Origin of the sequence: Seonamhaeicola aphaedonensis (assembly GCF_003386195.1) — a bacterium.
Lineage (GTDB): Bacteria > Bacteroidota > Bacteroidia > Flavobacteriales > Flavobacteriaceae > Seonamhaeicola > Seonamhaeicola aphaedonensis.
Map to the genome: position 1 here is coordinate 160,735 of NZ_QRDX01000005.1, position 16,449 is coordinate 177,183.

Genomic DNA, 16,449 nt, shown 5'->3' on the forward strand with positions numbered 1-16,449 from the left:
ATGAAAAAAATAGTAGTCATAGTTTGCTTATTAATTAGTGCACAAAGTTTAGTTTTTTCTCAAAAAAAAGAGCCCCCTAATATTTTGGTGTTTTATATAGATGATTTAAGAGCAGAATTAGGTTGCTATGGAAGTGAAACAGCAATTACTCCAAATATAGATAAACTCTCTAATGATGGTATTATGTTCAATAAGGCATATACCCAACAAGCCATTTGTGCGCCCTCCAGAATGAGTACCTTAACAGGTTTGCGTCCAGAAACTTTAGGAATTTATAGCATTTTTACCCCTTTACGAAAAGTACATAAAGATGTAGTTACTTTACCACAATTGTTCAGACAAAATGGATACAAGACTATTAGTACAGGTAAAGTTTATCATCATACCATAGATGATAAAGAAAGTTGGACTCAACTGGTGGTAAGACCATCCAAGAGATATTTGAAACCAGAAAGTCTAAAAGCTATTGCAGATTTAAAATCAGGGGGTAATAAAAATCCTAAAGGACCCGCTTTCGAAGATGCCGATGTTGCAGATGAAGCCTATGTAGATGGAGAAATAGCAAACAATGCTATTAAAATGTTGAACAAATACAAGGATGATAAATTTTTACTATTCGTAGGTTTTACAAAACCTCATTTGCCTTTTAATGCGCCTAAAAAGTATTGGGATATGCATGACAAAAGCAAGTTTGACATTCCTTCAAAAGAAAAACCAGAAGGAATGTACAGATTGGCTTTAAGCCAATGGGGCGAGTTAAAAGGATACCATGGTATACCTAAAGAAGACCCTTTAAATGATGATATTACAAGAACACTAATACATGGTTACCATGCCTGTGTAAGTTATATGGATGCTCAAGTGGGTAAGGTGATGCAAACCTTAGAAGAATTGGACTTACGTAAAAATACCATGATTGTTTTTATGAGCGACCATGGTTATAAAATTGGCGAATATGGGGCATGGTGTAAACACTCTAATGTAGAAATTGATGTTCGTGTACCTTTAATTATAAGCCGTGAAACCAATGATAAAAATCGTGTAGCTGGCCAAATGTCTAATGCCTTGGTGGAAAATGTAGATATCTTTTCAACGTTAACAGAAATTTGTGGATTAGAGAGTCCTAAATCTGATGGTAAAAGTTTAATCCCGGTATTAAATAATCCTGAAATAAAATGGGATGAAATTGCTACAAGTGTGTATGCTAGAGGTAAAAATATTATGGGTTGTACTGCCACAGATGGTAATTGGCGTTATACAGAATGGCGGGATTCTAATAGCCATGAAATTTTAGGAGCAGAATTATATGAACATAAAAACAGTTTGTTATCTTTTGAAAACCTCTCTGGTAATGAAGGTTATAAAGACGTTGAGGAAAGCATGAAAACACTTTTGGAATCACAATTCCCAAGAGATGCTAAACCATTTCCACAAAACGATATTCCCAGAAATTAATAAATACAAGAATTCATCATTTACAAAACAACCACTTAAATATATATGTAGTAGGAATTAGTGTTAAAAAATTTTTGGTTACCCTAATTTAGATTTTTGGTTTGGTAGGCTTTCATAATTTTGGAATGACTAAAAACTATTTAAGCCATGTTAGAACTTATAAAATTAGATACTAACTCTATTGTACCCAAATATTTACAGATTATTAATTCTGTAGTGCGCAATGTTTCAAATGGTAACGCTAAGTTTGGAGATCAAGTACCCTCAATAAATAGCCTAAGTAAAGAATTTTATTTATCAAGGGATACTGTAGAGAGAGCATACAAGGTTTTAAAGAAACGTAAAGTTATAGTTTCTGTACCCGGAAAAGGTACTTACATTGCCAAAACTCAGTTAATCTCAAAATTAAATATATTATTTTTTGTAAATAAACTAAGCCCTTACAAAACCCAACTTTACAATTCATTTTTAAAAGAAATGGGTGAAAGGTGTCATGTAGATCTTCAAAGTTATCATTCTGATGAAACCCTGTTTTTAGAATTAATGGCAAAGTATAAATCGGTGTATGATTATTTTGTAATTATGCCTCATTTTAGAACTGAAAGTTTATCTCATAGAAGTTTTACAAAGAAGGTAGAAGCAGTAATAAATGAATTACCTAAGGAAAATTTAATTTTATTAGATAGTAAAAGTTCGCAAATAGAAGGTAACTTTATAGAAGTGTATCAAGATTATGAAAATGATATTTTTTCAGCTTTAAGAAGTGCTAAAGATAATATAGCGAACAAGTATAATAAGTTAACTCTAGTTTATCCTAAAACGGCATTCTATCCATATCCTAAAGAGATAGTAGATGGCTTCAAGGCTTTTTGTTGTAATTTTTCTTTTGATTTCGAAATAATAGAGGAGATATCAAATGAATTTAAATTAGAAAACAAAAATTTATACATTACTATAGAAGAGGATGATTTAGTGGCAGTAATGAATCTTGTTAAGAAGAGTAATTATAAATTAGGTGTAGATGTTGGAGTTATATCTTATAATGATACACCTTTAAAACAAGTTTTAGGTATTACCGTTATTTCATGTGATTTTGAGGCTATGGGAATTCAGGCAGCAAAAATGATTACTGAAAATATCAAGGAAAAAGTAAAAGCGCCTTTCTTCTTTATTGATAGAGAGTCTGCTTAGAATTTGGTTGTTTTGTTAGCAAAGGGAAGCTTTAGGGCTTCCCTTTTTATTTAAACTTTTTTTGATTTAAAGTTTTATAGACAACAAAATATTAACCATAATTAATGTTATAATATTGAGGTAGTATTTTTATAATATAACACTTGACCTATTCATTTTGAGAATAAATTATCGATAACTCTAAAACATTTTTTAACTTGTGCTTTAGGTTATCAGAGTTACTAATGAGGCATAGCATATTTTATTTTTTTTTATTATTTCAGATTGGTTTTTTACAATCTCAGGTTGGTGATTTTAATTTTAAAAATTTCAATCTATCTGATGGTTTATCCAGTAGTACCGTAAATTATATAAAGCAAGATAAACTTGGGCAAATATGGTTAGCTACAAATAACGGTCTTAATAAATTTAATGGAGAGGAATTTGTTGTCTATAGAAATTTACCTGAGGATAAATCAACAATAAGTAGTAACAATGTACATAACATCCTAGAAGATAAAGATGGAAATTTATGGATAGGAACTTTCAACGGTTTAAACAAATACGAACCTCAAAAAGATCAATTTAAAAGATATTTCAAAACTTCTGATAAAAACTCCTTAAGTGGTAATAGAATTTTTGCAAGTTTCGAAATGAAAAATGGAAATATATGGTTTGGAACAGAAGATGGTATTTCCATTTATACAAAGAAACATGACAGTTTTATAAGATTTCTAAAAAACAGTAAAAAACCTACACTGATATTAGATATACATGTTGACAAGAAAAATACCGTTTGGTTGGCTACTTTTAATGGCATCATAGAAGTAAGCAGGAGTAAGGAAGGACAATTTAATCACCAAACATACCGTCCAAGGAATTTGAATAAGCGGTTTTTTATTTACAAAATATTAGAAGTAGAACCAGATGTCTTAGCACTAGCTACAAAGTATCACGGATTTTTACTATTCAATAAAAAAACAAAACAATTTAGTTCTCCTGAGGAATTTGATTTTTTTAAAAATATAGAGATTAAAGATTTGTATAAAGATGAGAGTGAAAACCTTTGGTTAGCGACAACAACAGGGCTTTTCATCGTAGCACCATCAAAAGAAATAACTACTGTTAATAGCAGTATTTACGAAGATATTGGAAGTGTAAAAAACCATTTTAAAAAAATATATAAAGATAATAATGGTTCCATTTGGTTAGGTACTCAAGATGTTGGAGTGATGACATGGCACAAAGCCAATCAGAATTTTAGAAGATTTAAAAATTCTAGTACCTATAATAATATTGCTAATTGTATAGTTTCTGATGACGAAAAAAATATTTACTATGGTACTGAGGGTGGAGATTTAAATAAAATAGATAGTAGTGGTATCGTAACAAAACTTTTTGATGTTCAAAATAAAACAAAAACGACAGTTTATCCTATCAAGACTTTATATAGAGATGGGAATTTACTCTGGATTGGCGCCATGAAAAATGGTATTAAGATTTATGATTTACAATCACAAAGAGAGTACGAAAATTATCTTTCTTCTGAGTTAATAAATTTTTTAAAAGACGTATCTGTATTAGATATTAAAAAGGGTTTTGGTAATAATATTTGGATAGCAACCATAGGGAGAGGTTTGATTAAATACAATACTAAACAAAAAAAAATGAGGGCTTTTAACTCACGTCACTTAAAAAGCAGTTACGTTAAAGTCATTCATAAAGACAAAAGAAATTTAATTGTTGTTGGTTCCGACCACTTGAGCTTTTTAGAAGCAGAAAAGAAAGAAAATTTTAAAATATCAAATTATCCAAGTATAGTAGATTCCAGTAGATTAGATATAGTTTCATTGCATAAAGATACAAGAGGAATAGTCTGGGTAGGTTCAAGAACAAGAGGACTTTTTAAATTTACAAAAGATAAGAAATATGAAAGTGTAATTGTTTCCGCTAAAAATAGAATTTTTACAGTCAACGCAATTTTAGAGAGCAATAAAGGATTACTTTGGTTAAGTACAGATAAAGGTATTGTAGAGTATAATCCTGTAAGGCAAGAAAGTATAATTTATAACCAACAAACACTAGCTCAGGATAACGATTTTAGAGTAAATGCAGCTCTCAAAGAAAACAATCAATTATATTTTGGAGCAAAGCAAGGCATAATAACTTTTGAACCGGATAATATTGTTACATTAAAAAATACACCACGGGTAATATTGTCTTATCTTAAAATAAAAAACAATGAAATTGATGCTTTAAATAAAAATGAAACCATATTAAAAAACTTAAACTATTCAAAGGAAATTGTTTTGCCGTACAATAATGCTAGTTTTTCTATAAATTATGCTTTCCCCAATTACATCAACCCCAATAATAATCAATACGCCTATAGGCTCAAAGGTTTAGATAATAACTGGTTATATACTAAACAAACCGAAGCATTTTATACCCTGCAAAATGCAGGTACTTATACTTTTCAGGTCAAAGCTGCCGGTTATGATGGTGTTTGGAATAATAAAATAACTGAGCTTGACATAACAATACAACCTGCCCCTTGGCTTACGTGGTGGGCTTATCTTATTTATTTTGTTTTAACGTTTGGTTTATTCTTTAGTATTTCTTGGATATTACAATCTAAATCAAGACTGAGGCAAAAACTAGAGTTTGAGTTTGCCGAAAAGAAAAGAACGGAAGAGTTAAATAAAGCTAAACTGCAATTCTTTACGAACATTTCGCATGAATTTAGAACACCTTTAACACTCATTTTAGGACCACTTCAAAATATATTAGATAATTATAATGGGTCTAATGTGATTTATAAAAAATTAAAAATTATTGAAGGGAGTGCTAATCATCTATTGAGGCTCATTAATAGATTGATGGATTTTAGGAAACTTGAAAGTAATCAATTAAAATTGGAAGTGGCAGAAGGAAATATAGTAAAGTTTTTACAAGAAATATTTTTATCGTTTTCAGAGCACGCCAAAAATGGTCATTATAACTATGAGTTTCACACCTCTGAAGATGAAATTTTTGTGTATTACGACAGATATAAATTAGAAAGGGTTTTTTACAATTTAATATCGAATGCTTTTAAGTTTACCAAAGCAGGAGGGGATATCAGTGTTCATGTTTTAAAAGATGACATTAATCTGATTGTAGAGGTTAAAGACTCCGGAATTGGTATCCCAGAGGAACATCTTGATAAGATTTTTGATCGCTTTTTTGAAGTGTCTAAAAATAACCAAATAGAAGAATTCAAGAAAGGTACTGGAATTGGGCTCTCTATAGCTAGTAATATTGTTAAGTTACATCAAGGAGAGATATTTGCTAAGAATTTACAGACTCAAGGCTCTGTATTTACTGTTAAGTTAAAATTAGGTAAAGAACATTTATCTGAAAGTGATATAATAGGAAATTTCAAAATGAGTGATGATGTCTCTCAATATGCTGCCCAGATTAATGTTAAGGATATTGAGTTAACTAGTAACCCAGAAGATTTGCTTAGAGAAAACAGAAAGTATACAATTCTTGTTGCTGAAGATAATGCAGTGTTAAGATCCTTTATCAAAGAGATTTTAAAACCAAATTACAATATCATTCAAGCAGAAAATGGAAAAGAAGCATTAGAAAAAGCATTAAAACATTTACCAGACTTGATAATTAGCGATGTAATCATGCCAAAAATGGTAGGTACAGAACTCTGCTCTAAAATAAAAACAACTTTGGCAACAAGCCACATTCCCGTCATTCTTTTAACATCTAGATCGTCTTTGGTTTATAAATTTGAAGGTTTAGAAAGTGGTGCAGATGATTATATTAGTAAGCCTTTTAACTTAAAGGAATTTAATCTCAGAATTCATAATATATTAGAATCGAAGCAGCGATTAAAAGATAAGTTTACCTCTGGTAATGATTTTACCTCGATAGATGTGTCTCTAACATCACTTGATGAACAACTATTAAAAAAGGCTTTTAAAGTTGTAAAGGATAATCTATCGAATCAGGACTTTAATGTAACTCAGTTTTCTGAGGATTTGGGTGTTAGTCGTTCCATGCTTTTTAATAAAATAAGGGCTTGGACTAATTCTACTCCTAATGAATTCATACAGGAAATAAGGTTAAATCATGCCGCCAAATTATTAGAGCTTAATAAATTAAACATCTCTGAGGTTTCATACCAAGTAGGATTTAAAAGGTCTAAGTATTTTAGTCAATGTTTTCAAAAAAAATATGGGGTAACACCATCGGAGTATCAAGAAAAGCTTACAGTTAGTAACTAAAGTATTATCTTATTTAACTATTTTATTTTAGTCGTTCTCAGTGAGTAAATAAGGAAGTATTGTTCTAATTAAAACACGTGATGGTGCAGGACACTACAGGATTATTTTATCTTTATTTAAAGTTATGTTTGTTTCTAAAACAATCCTTTATTTTACATAACCAATGAGAACTATTTTTTCTATTCTTTCGCTGGCGTTTTTAATGCTGGCTTCTTGTGATAATCAAGAAAAAACAACAAGTGCAAATTTCAACAATGATTGGCTTTTTATCTTAGATGAAGACCAAGAAGAGTTTTCCAAGGAAGAACTGGATGATAGTTCATGGACTAATCTTGATTTGCCTCATGATTGGTCTTTCGAAAAAGGGGTGCGCAAAGGAGGCGACCAAGGTCAAGGTGGTGGTTATCATGATGGCGGTATTGGTTGGTATCGTAAATACTTCAATGTTGCAAAAGAAAGCTTATCTAAAACTACCTACATCAATTTTGATGGGGTGTATATGAACAGTGAAGTTTGGGTAAATGGTAATCCTCTGGGTAAAAGACCTTATGGTTACATTAGTTTTAGATATGACATTTCAAAATATTTAAAAGCAGGAAAAAATACCATTGCTGTTCGTGTAGATAATAGTTTAGAACCGTCTGCAAGATGGTATCACCCTTGTGGTATTTACGCAGGCGTATCTTTAATTGAAAAGAACCAAACACATATTGAGCCCAATAGTATTTTCATAACTATGCCTAGTATAGCAGAGGACAAAGCTTCTGTAAATGTGAAGCTTAATGTTGTAAATGCATCTAATAATTTAGAGAGTAAAATTACAATTATAGCGCCTGATGGTACGGTTTTAACATCTGCAAAAAGTGGAGTTGAAGCATCAAAATCAAAAATAAATTTAGAGGTTGAAACTCCTAAGTTGTGGAGTCCAGAATCACCAAACTTGTACAAAGCAATAACTCAAATTCTTGATGGTGAAGAAATCTTAGATGAAAAAACTACTGTTTTCGGATTTAAAACCGTGGAGTGGAAAACCGAAACAGGCTTTTGGTTAAATGGTGAAAATGTGAAACTAAAAGGCGTTTGCGAACACTGGGAAGGTGGTCCTGTTGGAGGTGCATGGACGAAGCCTATGTTACGTTGGAAGTTGGAGTTACTTAAAGGGATGGGTATTAATGCTATTCGACCGTCTCATAATCCAGCACCACCTATGTTTTATGATATCTGTGATGAAATTGGCCTGTTGGTCATGGATGAAATTTTTGATGGTTGGCATAAAAAAGCACCAGAAGATTACGGAAAACAAGCCTTTGACGAATGGTGGCAAGCTGATGTAAAAGAATGGATTACCAGAGACCGCAACCACCCGAGTATTTTTGTGTGGAGTTTAGGGAATGAGACTCATAGCGATGTGGCACCAGAATTAGTGAGCTTTGGAAAAAGTTTAGACCCAACCCGTTTGTTTACCTCAGGAGCAGGAAATCCAGAAGATATGGATATTCAAGGTGTTAATGGTGGTTCTGAAACAAAAGCGTTTATAGAAAATAATAAACTAACCAAACCTTTTATTTCTACCGAGGCGCCTCACACTTGGCAAACCAGAGGCTATTATAGAACACAAACTTGGTGGCGTGATAATGAACTACCAGGAACCTACGAATTGCCGAACTTAACAGAAAAGGAAATTTTCTTTTATGAAGGCTTAAATCCCAAAGATTGGAAGAACAGAAAACAGCGCTACAATTCGTCTTATGATAATGCAACGGTGCGGGTTTCAGCAAGAAAATATTGGGAAGTTATGCGCGATACCCCATGGCATAGTGGTCATTTCCGTTGGACAGGTTTTGATTATTACGGAGAAGCTGGTTTAGTTCATGGTGGTTTGCCTTTTAATTTATTTATGGGAGGTGCTCTTGATGTGGCTGGTTTTGAAAAAGACCTATACTATTTCTATCAAAGTCAATGGACCCAAGAACCCATGATTCACATGCTACCGCATTGGACGCACCCAAGAATGGAAAAAGGAACGGTCATTCCAGTTTGGGTCTATTCGAATACTGATGAGGTAGAACTCTTTTTAAACGGGAAATCTTTAGGGAAAGACAAACCAGGAACCGTTTGGAATGAGATGCAATGCGAGTGGTTAGTGCCTTACGAAGAAGGCACTATTGAAGCCGTTGGATATATTGATGGCAAAGAAGTGAATAGAACGTCTTTTTCAACAGCACAACAACCGTCCACTTTACAAAATACAGTGACTAAATTAGACGCAGAAGGCGATTTTAGAGCGAGTTATATACTAACTTCAGAAGGAATGGATGCCAATGGTAATTTAAATCCTTATGCAGAAAATAGGGTGTATTATAATATTGTTGGTGATGTGGATAAAGTGTCTATGGAAAACGGAAATCCTATAGACCCAACCAGCAGAACAAAATCGGATTATAGAAGTATGTTTTTTGGGAAAACCAGATTATTTTTAGAAGAAGGTCAAAATGCAAAAGAGGCTTCTGTAATTGTAGGTTCTATTTTAGGGGATAAAGCCTTATATGTCTCTGATGACATTACTATTGATGTACAATCTGTGTCGTTATTTGGAAATAATGCTTCCAATGATTTTGAAGTGCTTTACACGATAGATGGCAAAAACCCAGAAACGGATGGTATAGCTTACGCGGAACCTTTTAAAGTTGAAGACGGTACTACTGTAAAAGCTATCGTAAAACAAAACGGAGTTCTTGTTTTAACTATGGAAGAAACATTCGGTAAAAACGAAGGTCTTTTCTGGGGAGATGAACATTCCGCAGATATGTGGATTGGTAGAGGCGTTAATATTTCTGCTGAAGATGGTGCCTTAACAGGATCAGCTAAACCGAGTAGAAATGCACATCGTTTTAAGGGTTCTGGTTTTGTAGATTTTAAAGGTGGTGAAGGTTCCATTACATGGTATCAAGAAAATGATGGTGAACGCGGAGATTACAGTATTCGTTTTAGATACATGCACAACAATGAAGGCAAACTATATCCTATGAAGTTGTATGTAAATGACGAGTATGTTCGAGATATGGAGTTTCCTGCAACAGGCGGTTGGGAAAAGGAATGGAAGTTTGTACCGGCTATTATTGTACTAAAATCTGGAGCGAACAATATAAAGTTAGTTACCAAAGGGGAAAGTGGCCCTTATATTGATGAGTTGTTCATTGACTAGAGAGTATTTATATAATGAAACAAAGCCTTTCTGTATTGCTTTTTTGCTTTTTAAGCATTTATTTTTCTGTAGCTCAAATTAATCAGAAAAATAATGAAAACCTGTTGCATAAAGGCTTTCAAAACCCACCTAATCAGGCCAAAGCCAGAACCTGGTGGCATTGGATAAGTGGAAATGTATCTAAATCTGGAATTACCAAAGATTTAGAAGCGATGAAAGCTGTAGGTATTCAAGAAGCACAGTTGTTTAATGTACATTTAGGTTTTCCTCAAGGACCAGTTAAATATTTAAGTGAGGAATGGCTTGATTTGTTTGAGTTTTCTGCAAAGGAAGCTAAACGTTTAGGGCTCGAATTAGCATTTCATAATAGCGCAGGTTGGTCGTCCAGCGGCGGGCCTTGGGTTACCAAAGAAAATGCAATGCAAACAGTGGTGTTTAGTAAGCTAGAGTTGCAAGGCAATCAAATCTTTAAAGGTGAATTGCCTAAACCCAAAACTAAGTTCAATTATTATCAAGATATTGCAGTTTTGGCCTTTCCTAAACCCAAAACGCATATCAAGATTGACGGTTTAGATTATAAAAACCTTTCGGAGCGCATTCGAAATCATTTATTGCCTGATGATAAAGAAATATCAAAAGATGCCATTATTCAAAAAGAAGATATCCTTGATTTAACATCAAAATTCAACGAAGATGATGGTTTAGAGTGGAACGTTCCAAAGGGGGAATGGATTATACTAAGATTAGGGCATACACCCATTGGAACTACAAACAGACCAGCACCACCAGAAGCCAAAGGCTTAGAGGTAGATAAAATGAGTAAAAAAGCCTTAGATGCTTATTGGGAAGGAGGCATACAACCCATTATTGATAGGTTGGGTGATTTAGTAGGAACTACAGTAAACAATTGCTTGATTGATAGTTATGAAGTTGAAACGACCAATTGGACTACTGGTTTTGATGTTCAATTTGAAGCCTTAAGGGGTTATGATTTAACAACGTATTTACCAATATTAGCGGGGTATTATGTGGATAGTGGTGAAGTGTCAGAACGTTTTTTATGGGATTTTAGAAGAACCATAGGCGATTTAATAGCAGAAAACTATTATGCTTATTTTGCTGAATTATGCCATAAAAACGGTATGAAATTTTCTGTAGAACCTTACTGGGGCCCTTTTGATAATATGCAGGTTGGTGCTACAGGTGATATAGTGATGTGTGAATTTTGGAGTGGAGGCTATCCATTTTTCGATTCACCTAAATTTGTGTCTTCTATAGCACACTTAAATGGCAGTACCATTGTTGGAGCCGAGTCTTTTACAGGCATTGGTGGTTGGGACAAACACCCCGCAAACATCAAGTCAATTGGAGATAGAGCTTGGGCAGAGGGCATCACACGATTTATTTTTCATACCTATGTGCATCAACCCTGGGATATAGCGCCTGGTTTGGCCTTAAGCTATCACGGTTTTGATTTTAACCGATTGAATACTTGGTGGTTTCAAAGTAAGCCTTACATGAATTACATTGCCCGTTCTCAGTTTCTATTACAACAAGGTGCAAATGTGGCCGATGTTTTGGTGTTTACTGGAGAATCTTCGCCCAATACCGCATTTTTATTCCCCGAAATTAAAACAATGGGGTATGATTACGATTTGATAGGTGCCAATAAACTTTCGGAGCTTTTTGTAAAAAATGGTGAAATATGCACACCAGTTGGTGGTACATATAAAGTTTTAGTGTTGCCAGAATCGGATTGGATAACCCCCAAAACACTTAAAATTGTTGAAAGTTTAGTGAAAGCAGGCGCCAGAGTTATCGGTAATAAACCCTTTAAATCACCAAGTCTTAATAATTACCCGAGTTGTGATGATGAAGTCAAAATGATTACCAATAAACTATGGGATAATAATGATATTCAACCCATTTCAATTAGTCAGTATCTCCAAAATGAGAATAGACCAGATTTTACAATTGAAAAAAATAATGGAGATGATATCAATTTTATTCATAGAAAAACGGAGGAAGCCGATATCTATTTTATTGCCAATGGTAAAAAGCAAAGTAGAAATTTAAGCTGTAATTTCAGAGTTTCTGGTAAACAACCCGAATTTTGGAACGCAGAAACAGGTTATATTAGTTATCCCGCTGTTTGGAAGAATAATGCCGATGGCACCATAACATTACCTTTAAGTTTAGAAGCAGAACAATCCATATTTGTTGTATTTCAAAAGGCATCAACTTCCCAAAATAATTTAGTTTCAGTAAAAACTGAATTAGAGTATCCAAAACCAGAACCGCTTTCAAACTTAAAAATTATGAAGGCAGAATATGGTACATTTTTGCAAGAGGGTTTGGTTGATATTACAGAAAGGGTAGTCAATGCTATTGTAGATAATAAACTGGATTTTATAATTTCTAGAGCTTTCTGCAATTGCGACCCCGCTATGGGTTATAAAAAAGAGTTTAGATTGGAGTATCAAATTGGAGATAAGACACATGAGCTTTATGCTGAAGAACGCGAGCATATCACTATTGATGCAGGTGATGAGAACCTAAAGGTATTAAAAGCTGTATTTGGAAAATTTAAACCTGAAACGCGGGGTATTCCTAAACATTATCCGTTAATTGATGTCACAAACGTAATTCAAAATAAGATAGAAACTGGAAAATTCGATATTCAAGTCAATGATAAATTAACTGACAGTAATGCTATTGAAGGAGACAAACCTGCACTTCGAGTTACCTATGAAACCGATGGGGAAGCTTATACCATTATGGTGCCAAAAGGTCAAATTTTAAAGCTTTCAAAAGATAATTCCAAACCACAATTGCTTTTAAACTCAGGAATACCAAAATTGGTAACACCTTACAATGGTAAGTTAAGTTACACTACAACATCTGGTAAAACTAAAACTTTAGTAGTAAAAAAAGTACCCAGACCAATAGAGCTTACAGGTACTTGGGATGTTAATTTTGTTACGCCTAACGGTAAAACAAAAAACACAAAATTTGATACCTTAAAATCTTGGTCAGAAGCTTCAGAGGAAGATATTCGTTATTTTTCAGGTACCGCTGGCTATACAAAAACCTTTAGTTTGCCAAAGGAATTCTTTAAAGGAGAAAATAAAATAGAATTAGATTTAGGTTTTGTTGCTGTAATTGCAGAGGTCAATATAAACGGTAATTATGTAGCTACCTTATGGAAAGCACCTTTCAAAATAAATATTTCAGATTATATAAAAAAAGGGGATAATACCTTAGAAGTAAAAGTGACCAATTTATGGCCAAATAGGTTAATTGGCGATGAGAATTATTCGTTAGATTATGACGTTAAAGGTGTTAGATTATCCACTTTGCCAGATTGGTTAATAAATAATAAAGAACGGCCATCTCAGAGGACTACTTTGCCGTCATGGAAACATTGGAGTAAGGATGATATCTTAAAAACCTCAGGGCTTTTAGGTCCTGTTAAAATTCAATTGTATAACAATATAAAACTTAAAAATATTGAAAATTAAACTGTTTTATAAAACGCTCATGCTTTGTCTTTGTTTGGTTAGTTGTGCAACAAAAGCCAAAGAAACCAAAGCAACCCTGGAGGATAACGAAATGGTAGATTATTTTGCCGATAACGGTTTCGGAAATGCTGTAGCTGTAGTACAACACCCAGCAGGAATTTATCATAATGGCGTCACCTATGTGTGTTATCAGGGGCCTTTAGAAGACCCGTATGTGGCTTCATATAATCATAATACGAAAGAATGGAAAGGTCCCTATAAAGCAGGTATAAGTGACATGGGTAAAGACCCCAATCATAAAACAGATAACCACGGAAAACCCTCCATGCTGATAGATGATGCGGGTTATATTCACATTACGTTTGGGGGTCATGGAGGTACAAAAAAGCTAGGAGAGAATCCTTTGGGAAATCATCATTATGGTAAAAACAAACATGTAGTTTCTAAAAGACCACTAGATATTTCTGGTTGGGAGGAATTAGAAAATATTTCACCTTTTGGTACTTATAACCAATTTATTAAAATGGACAACGGTGATATCTATTTGTTTTACAGGCATGGTGCACACAGAAGCAATTGGGTATATCAAAAATCTACAAACAATGGACGAACATTTGATGAACCAGTCTCTTTTTTAAAGCACAAACGCAGAACGGATATGGCAGCTGTTGATTCTTGGTATCCATGGATTACAAAAGGGGATAACGGTGAACTACACATTGTTTTCGATTATCATTTATGTAGTGATACAACACCACAAACTAAAGGCTTAGGACACATTGCCAAGCGTTATGATATATATTATATCGTATTTAACACCAAAAATAATGTATGGAAAAACATAAAGGAAGAGCCGTTGGCAATACCTGTAACAAGAGAAGAAGCTGATGAAAAAGCCTTGGTAGCTAGAACACCAGGAAATTGGACATTTCAAGGTGTTGTTGATTTAGATCCTGATGGAAATCCACATATAGGGATGACTATTGGTAAGGAGATTGAAGGCTCAAGGCGTAGTGCTTCAAAAAATATGCATTATTTTAAATGGAATGGCACAGAATGGTTACATTCAGTTAATGCAGGTTTAGCAAAAGGTAACGGAGATTTAGAAGTTAAATCGGTGAATGACATTGATTTTTATATTGAAGCCGAAGATGAAAATAATTTTGGTGAAGTCGCTAGATGGAGTAGTACAGATGGAGGAGGAACTTTTAACAAAACCAAAGTTTTACTCAAGAAGTCAAAAGCAAATTTTGCTATTTCTGCGCTAATTGAAAATCCACACCCAAATGCTAGACTTATTGTAGCAGAACATAAATCAGGGACTAAATATAAAAACATGTATCTTTTGGGAGATAATGGTCCGGTGATGCGTTATAAAAATGAAACACAAGTACTAAAAAATAATAATTAACAATAAACTATAAATTTAATACATCAATAACAATGAAAAAGCTAAATAGATTAAGCTACTTAATACTGCTTATAACCGTTTGTTTCTCTTGCGGAAACAAATCGAAAACATCTGAGAATAAAATAGAAGATTCGAAGGAAGCAGAACAACAACCCAATATTGTGTTTATATTATCTGACGACCAAGCATGGACAGATTATAGTTTTATGGGGCATGAGCATATTGATACACCACGCTTAGACCAATTTGCTTCTGAGAGTTTAACTTTTACACAATCCTATGTACCAACACCGTTATGTTCGCCATCTTTGGCAACAATAATAACGGGGTTATATCCAAAAGATCATGGTATTTTAGGAAATGATAAGGTATACGAGCGTGTTCAGGGTAATCGTGAAGAAAGTAAGAAAAACAGGGCGGAAGCTTATAAGCCAATTATAACCGCTTTTGAAAAACAAACCACACTTCCTGACATGTTGAAAGAAAAAGGATATTTATCGTTTCAAACAGGAAAATGGTGGCATGGTAACCACAAAATTGGTGGTTTTGATTATGGAATGACGCACGGTGATCCTGAGCGTGGTGGACGTCATGGTGATTTTGGTCTTGAAATTGGTCGAAAAGGATTAGATACTATAAGCAGTTATTTAAATTTAGCTGCTAAAGAAAAGAAACCATTCTTTTTATGGTATGCACCATTCTTACCACATGCACCTCACACGCCTCCACAACGCCTTTTGGATAAATATTTACCAAAGGCACCTACCGAATATGTAGCGAAATATTGGGCTATGTGTGAGTGGTTTGATGAAACTTGTGGACAGTTATTTGATATGATTGAAGCAAAAGGGCAAATGGAAAACACCTTATTTGTATATGTGTGCGATAATGGCTGGGTACAAGAACCCAATAAAAGTACATACGTGAAAACCTCAAAAAGAGCGCCTTACGATTTAGGGATTAGAACACCAATTATGTACAAATGGAAAGGTAAAATTACACCTAAAATGGATGAAAAAACTATTACAAGTAGTATAGATATGGTCCCTACTGTGTTAGATATTTTGGGTATTGAAAAACCAGAAAACCTTCCAGGAGTTAGTGTTTTAGATGAAGAAGCTTTAAAAGAACGTAAGGGTGTTTTTGGAGAAGTATATGCACATGATTTTGATACCATTGAAAATAGTATGTTTTATAATATGGCCATTTTCCCGCCTTATAAAATTATCATTCCAGACCCTGAAAGAAAGAAAGGTGAAGTGGTGCAATTATTTAATATTGTAGAAGACCCGTTTGAGAAACATAACATAGCAGATGCAAATCCAGATATTGTTGCGGATTTAACAGCAAAAATTACAGCATTTAGAGCAGAATAAATCTAATAGTCACTAAATATTAAAATAT

At 33.6% G+C, this 16,449-nt stretch carries 7 protein-coding genes; all 7 read left to right on the forward strand.

The features are described from left to right. The 7 genes from DFQ02_RS09650 (at position 1) to DFQ02_RS09680 (ending at position 16,421) form a co-directional block, all read left to right on the forward strand. Positions 1 to 1,455 carry a sulfatase gene (locus tag DFQ02_RS09650; protein WP_116524223.1) on the forward strand — a complete coding sequence of 485 codons (1,455 nt, stop codon included), beginning with the start codon at positions 1 to 3 and terminating at the stop codon, positions 1,453 to 1,455. Between the two features lie 147 nt (positions 1,456 to 1,602). Continuing rightward, complete coding sequence (locus DFQ02_RS09655; protein WP_116524224.1) at positions 1,603 to 2,646, forward strand: GntR family transcriptional regulator; 1,044 nt, start codon at positions 1,603 to 1,605, stop codon at positions 2,644 to 2,646. Positions 2,647 to 2,870: 224 nt separating this feature from the next. Next, positions 2,871 to 6,908 (forward strand): hybrid sensor histidine kinase/response regulator transcription factor, encoded by a 4,038-nt coding sequence (locus DFQ02_RS09660; protein WP_116524225.1) that lies wholly within the window; start codon positions 2,871 to 2,873, stop codon positions 6,906 to 6,908. Positions 6,909 to 7,071: 163 nt separating this feature from the next. Next, positions 7,072 to 10,113 (forward strand): glycoside hydrolase family 2 TIM barrel-domain containing protein, encoded by a 3,042-nt coding sequence (locus DFQ02_RS09665; protein WP_245940250.1) that lies wholly within the window; start codon positions 7,072 to 7,074, stop codon positions 10,111 to 10,113. 14 nt (positions 10,114 to 10,127) lie between these two features. After that, complete coding sequence (locus DFQ02_RS09670; protein WP_116524226.1) at positions 10,128 to 13,634, forward strand: glycosyl hydrolase; 3,507 nt, start codon at positions 10,128 to 10,130, stop codon at positions 13,632 to 13,634. Next, a complete protein-coding gene (locus DFQ02_RS09675; protein WP_245940251.1) occupies positions 13,624 to 15,045 on the forward strand; it encodes a BNR-4 repeat-containing protein in 1,422 nt (473 codons plus the stop codon). Before DFQ02_RS09670 ends, DFQ02_RS09675 begins: the two co-directional genes overlap by 11 nt. A gap of 32 nt (positions 15,046 to 15,077) precedes the next feature. After that, positions 15,078 to 16,421, forward strand: coding sequence for a sulfatase-like hydrolase/transferase (locus DFQ02_RS09680; RefSeq protein ID WP_116524227.1), 1,344 nt, complete (start codon positions 15,078 to 15,080; stop codon positions 16,419 to 16,421). The last annotated feature ends 28 nt before the right edge of the window (positions 16,422 to 16,449 follow it).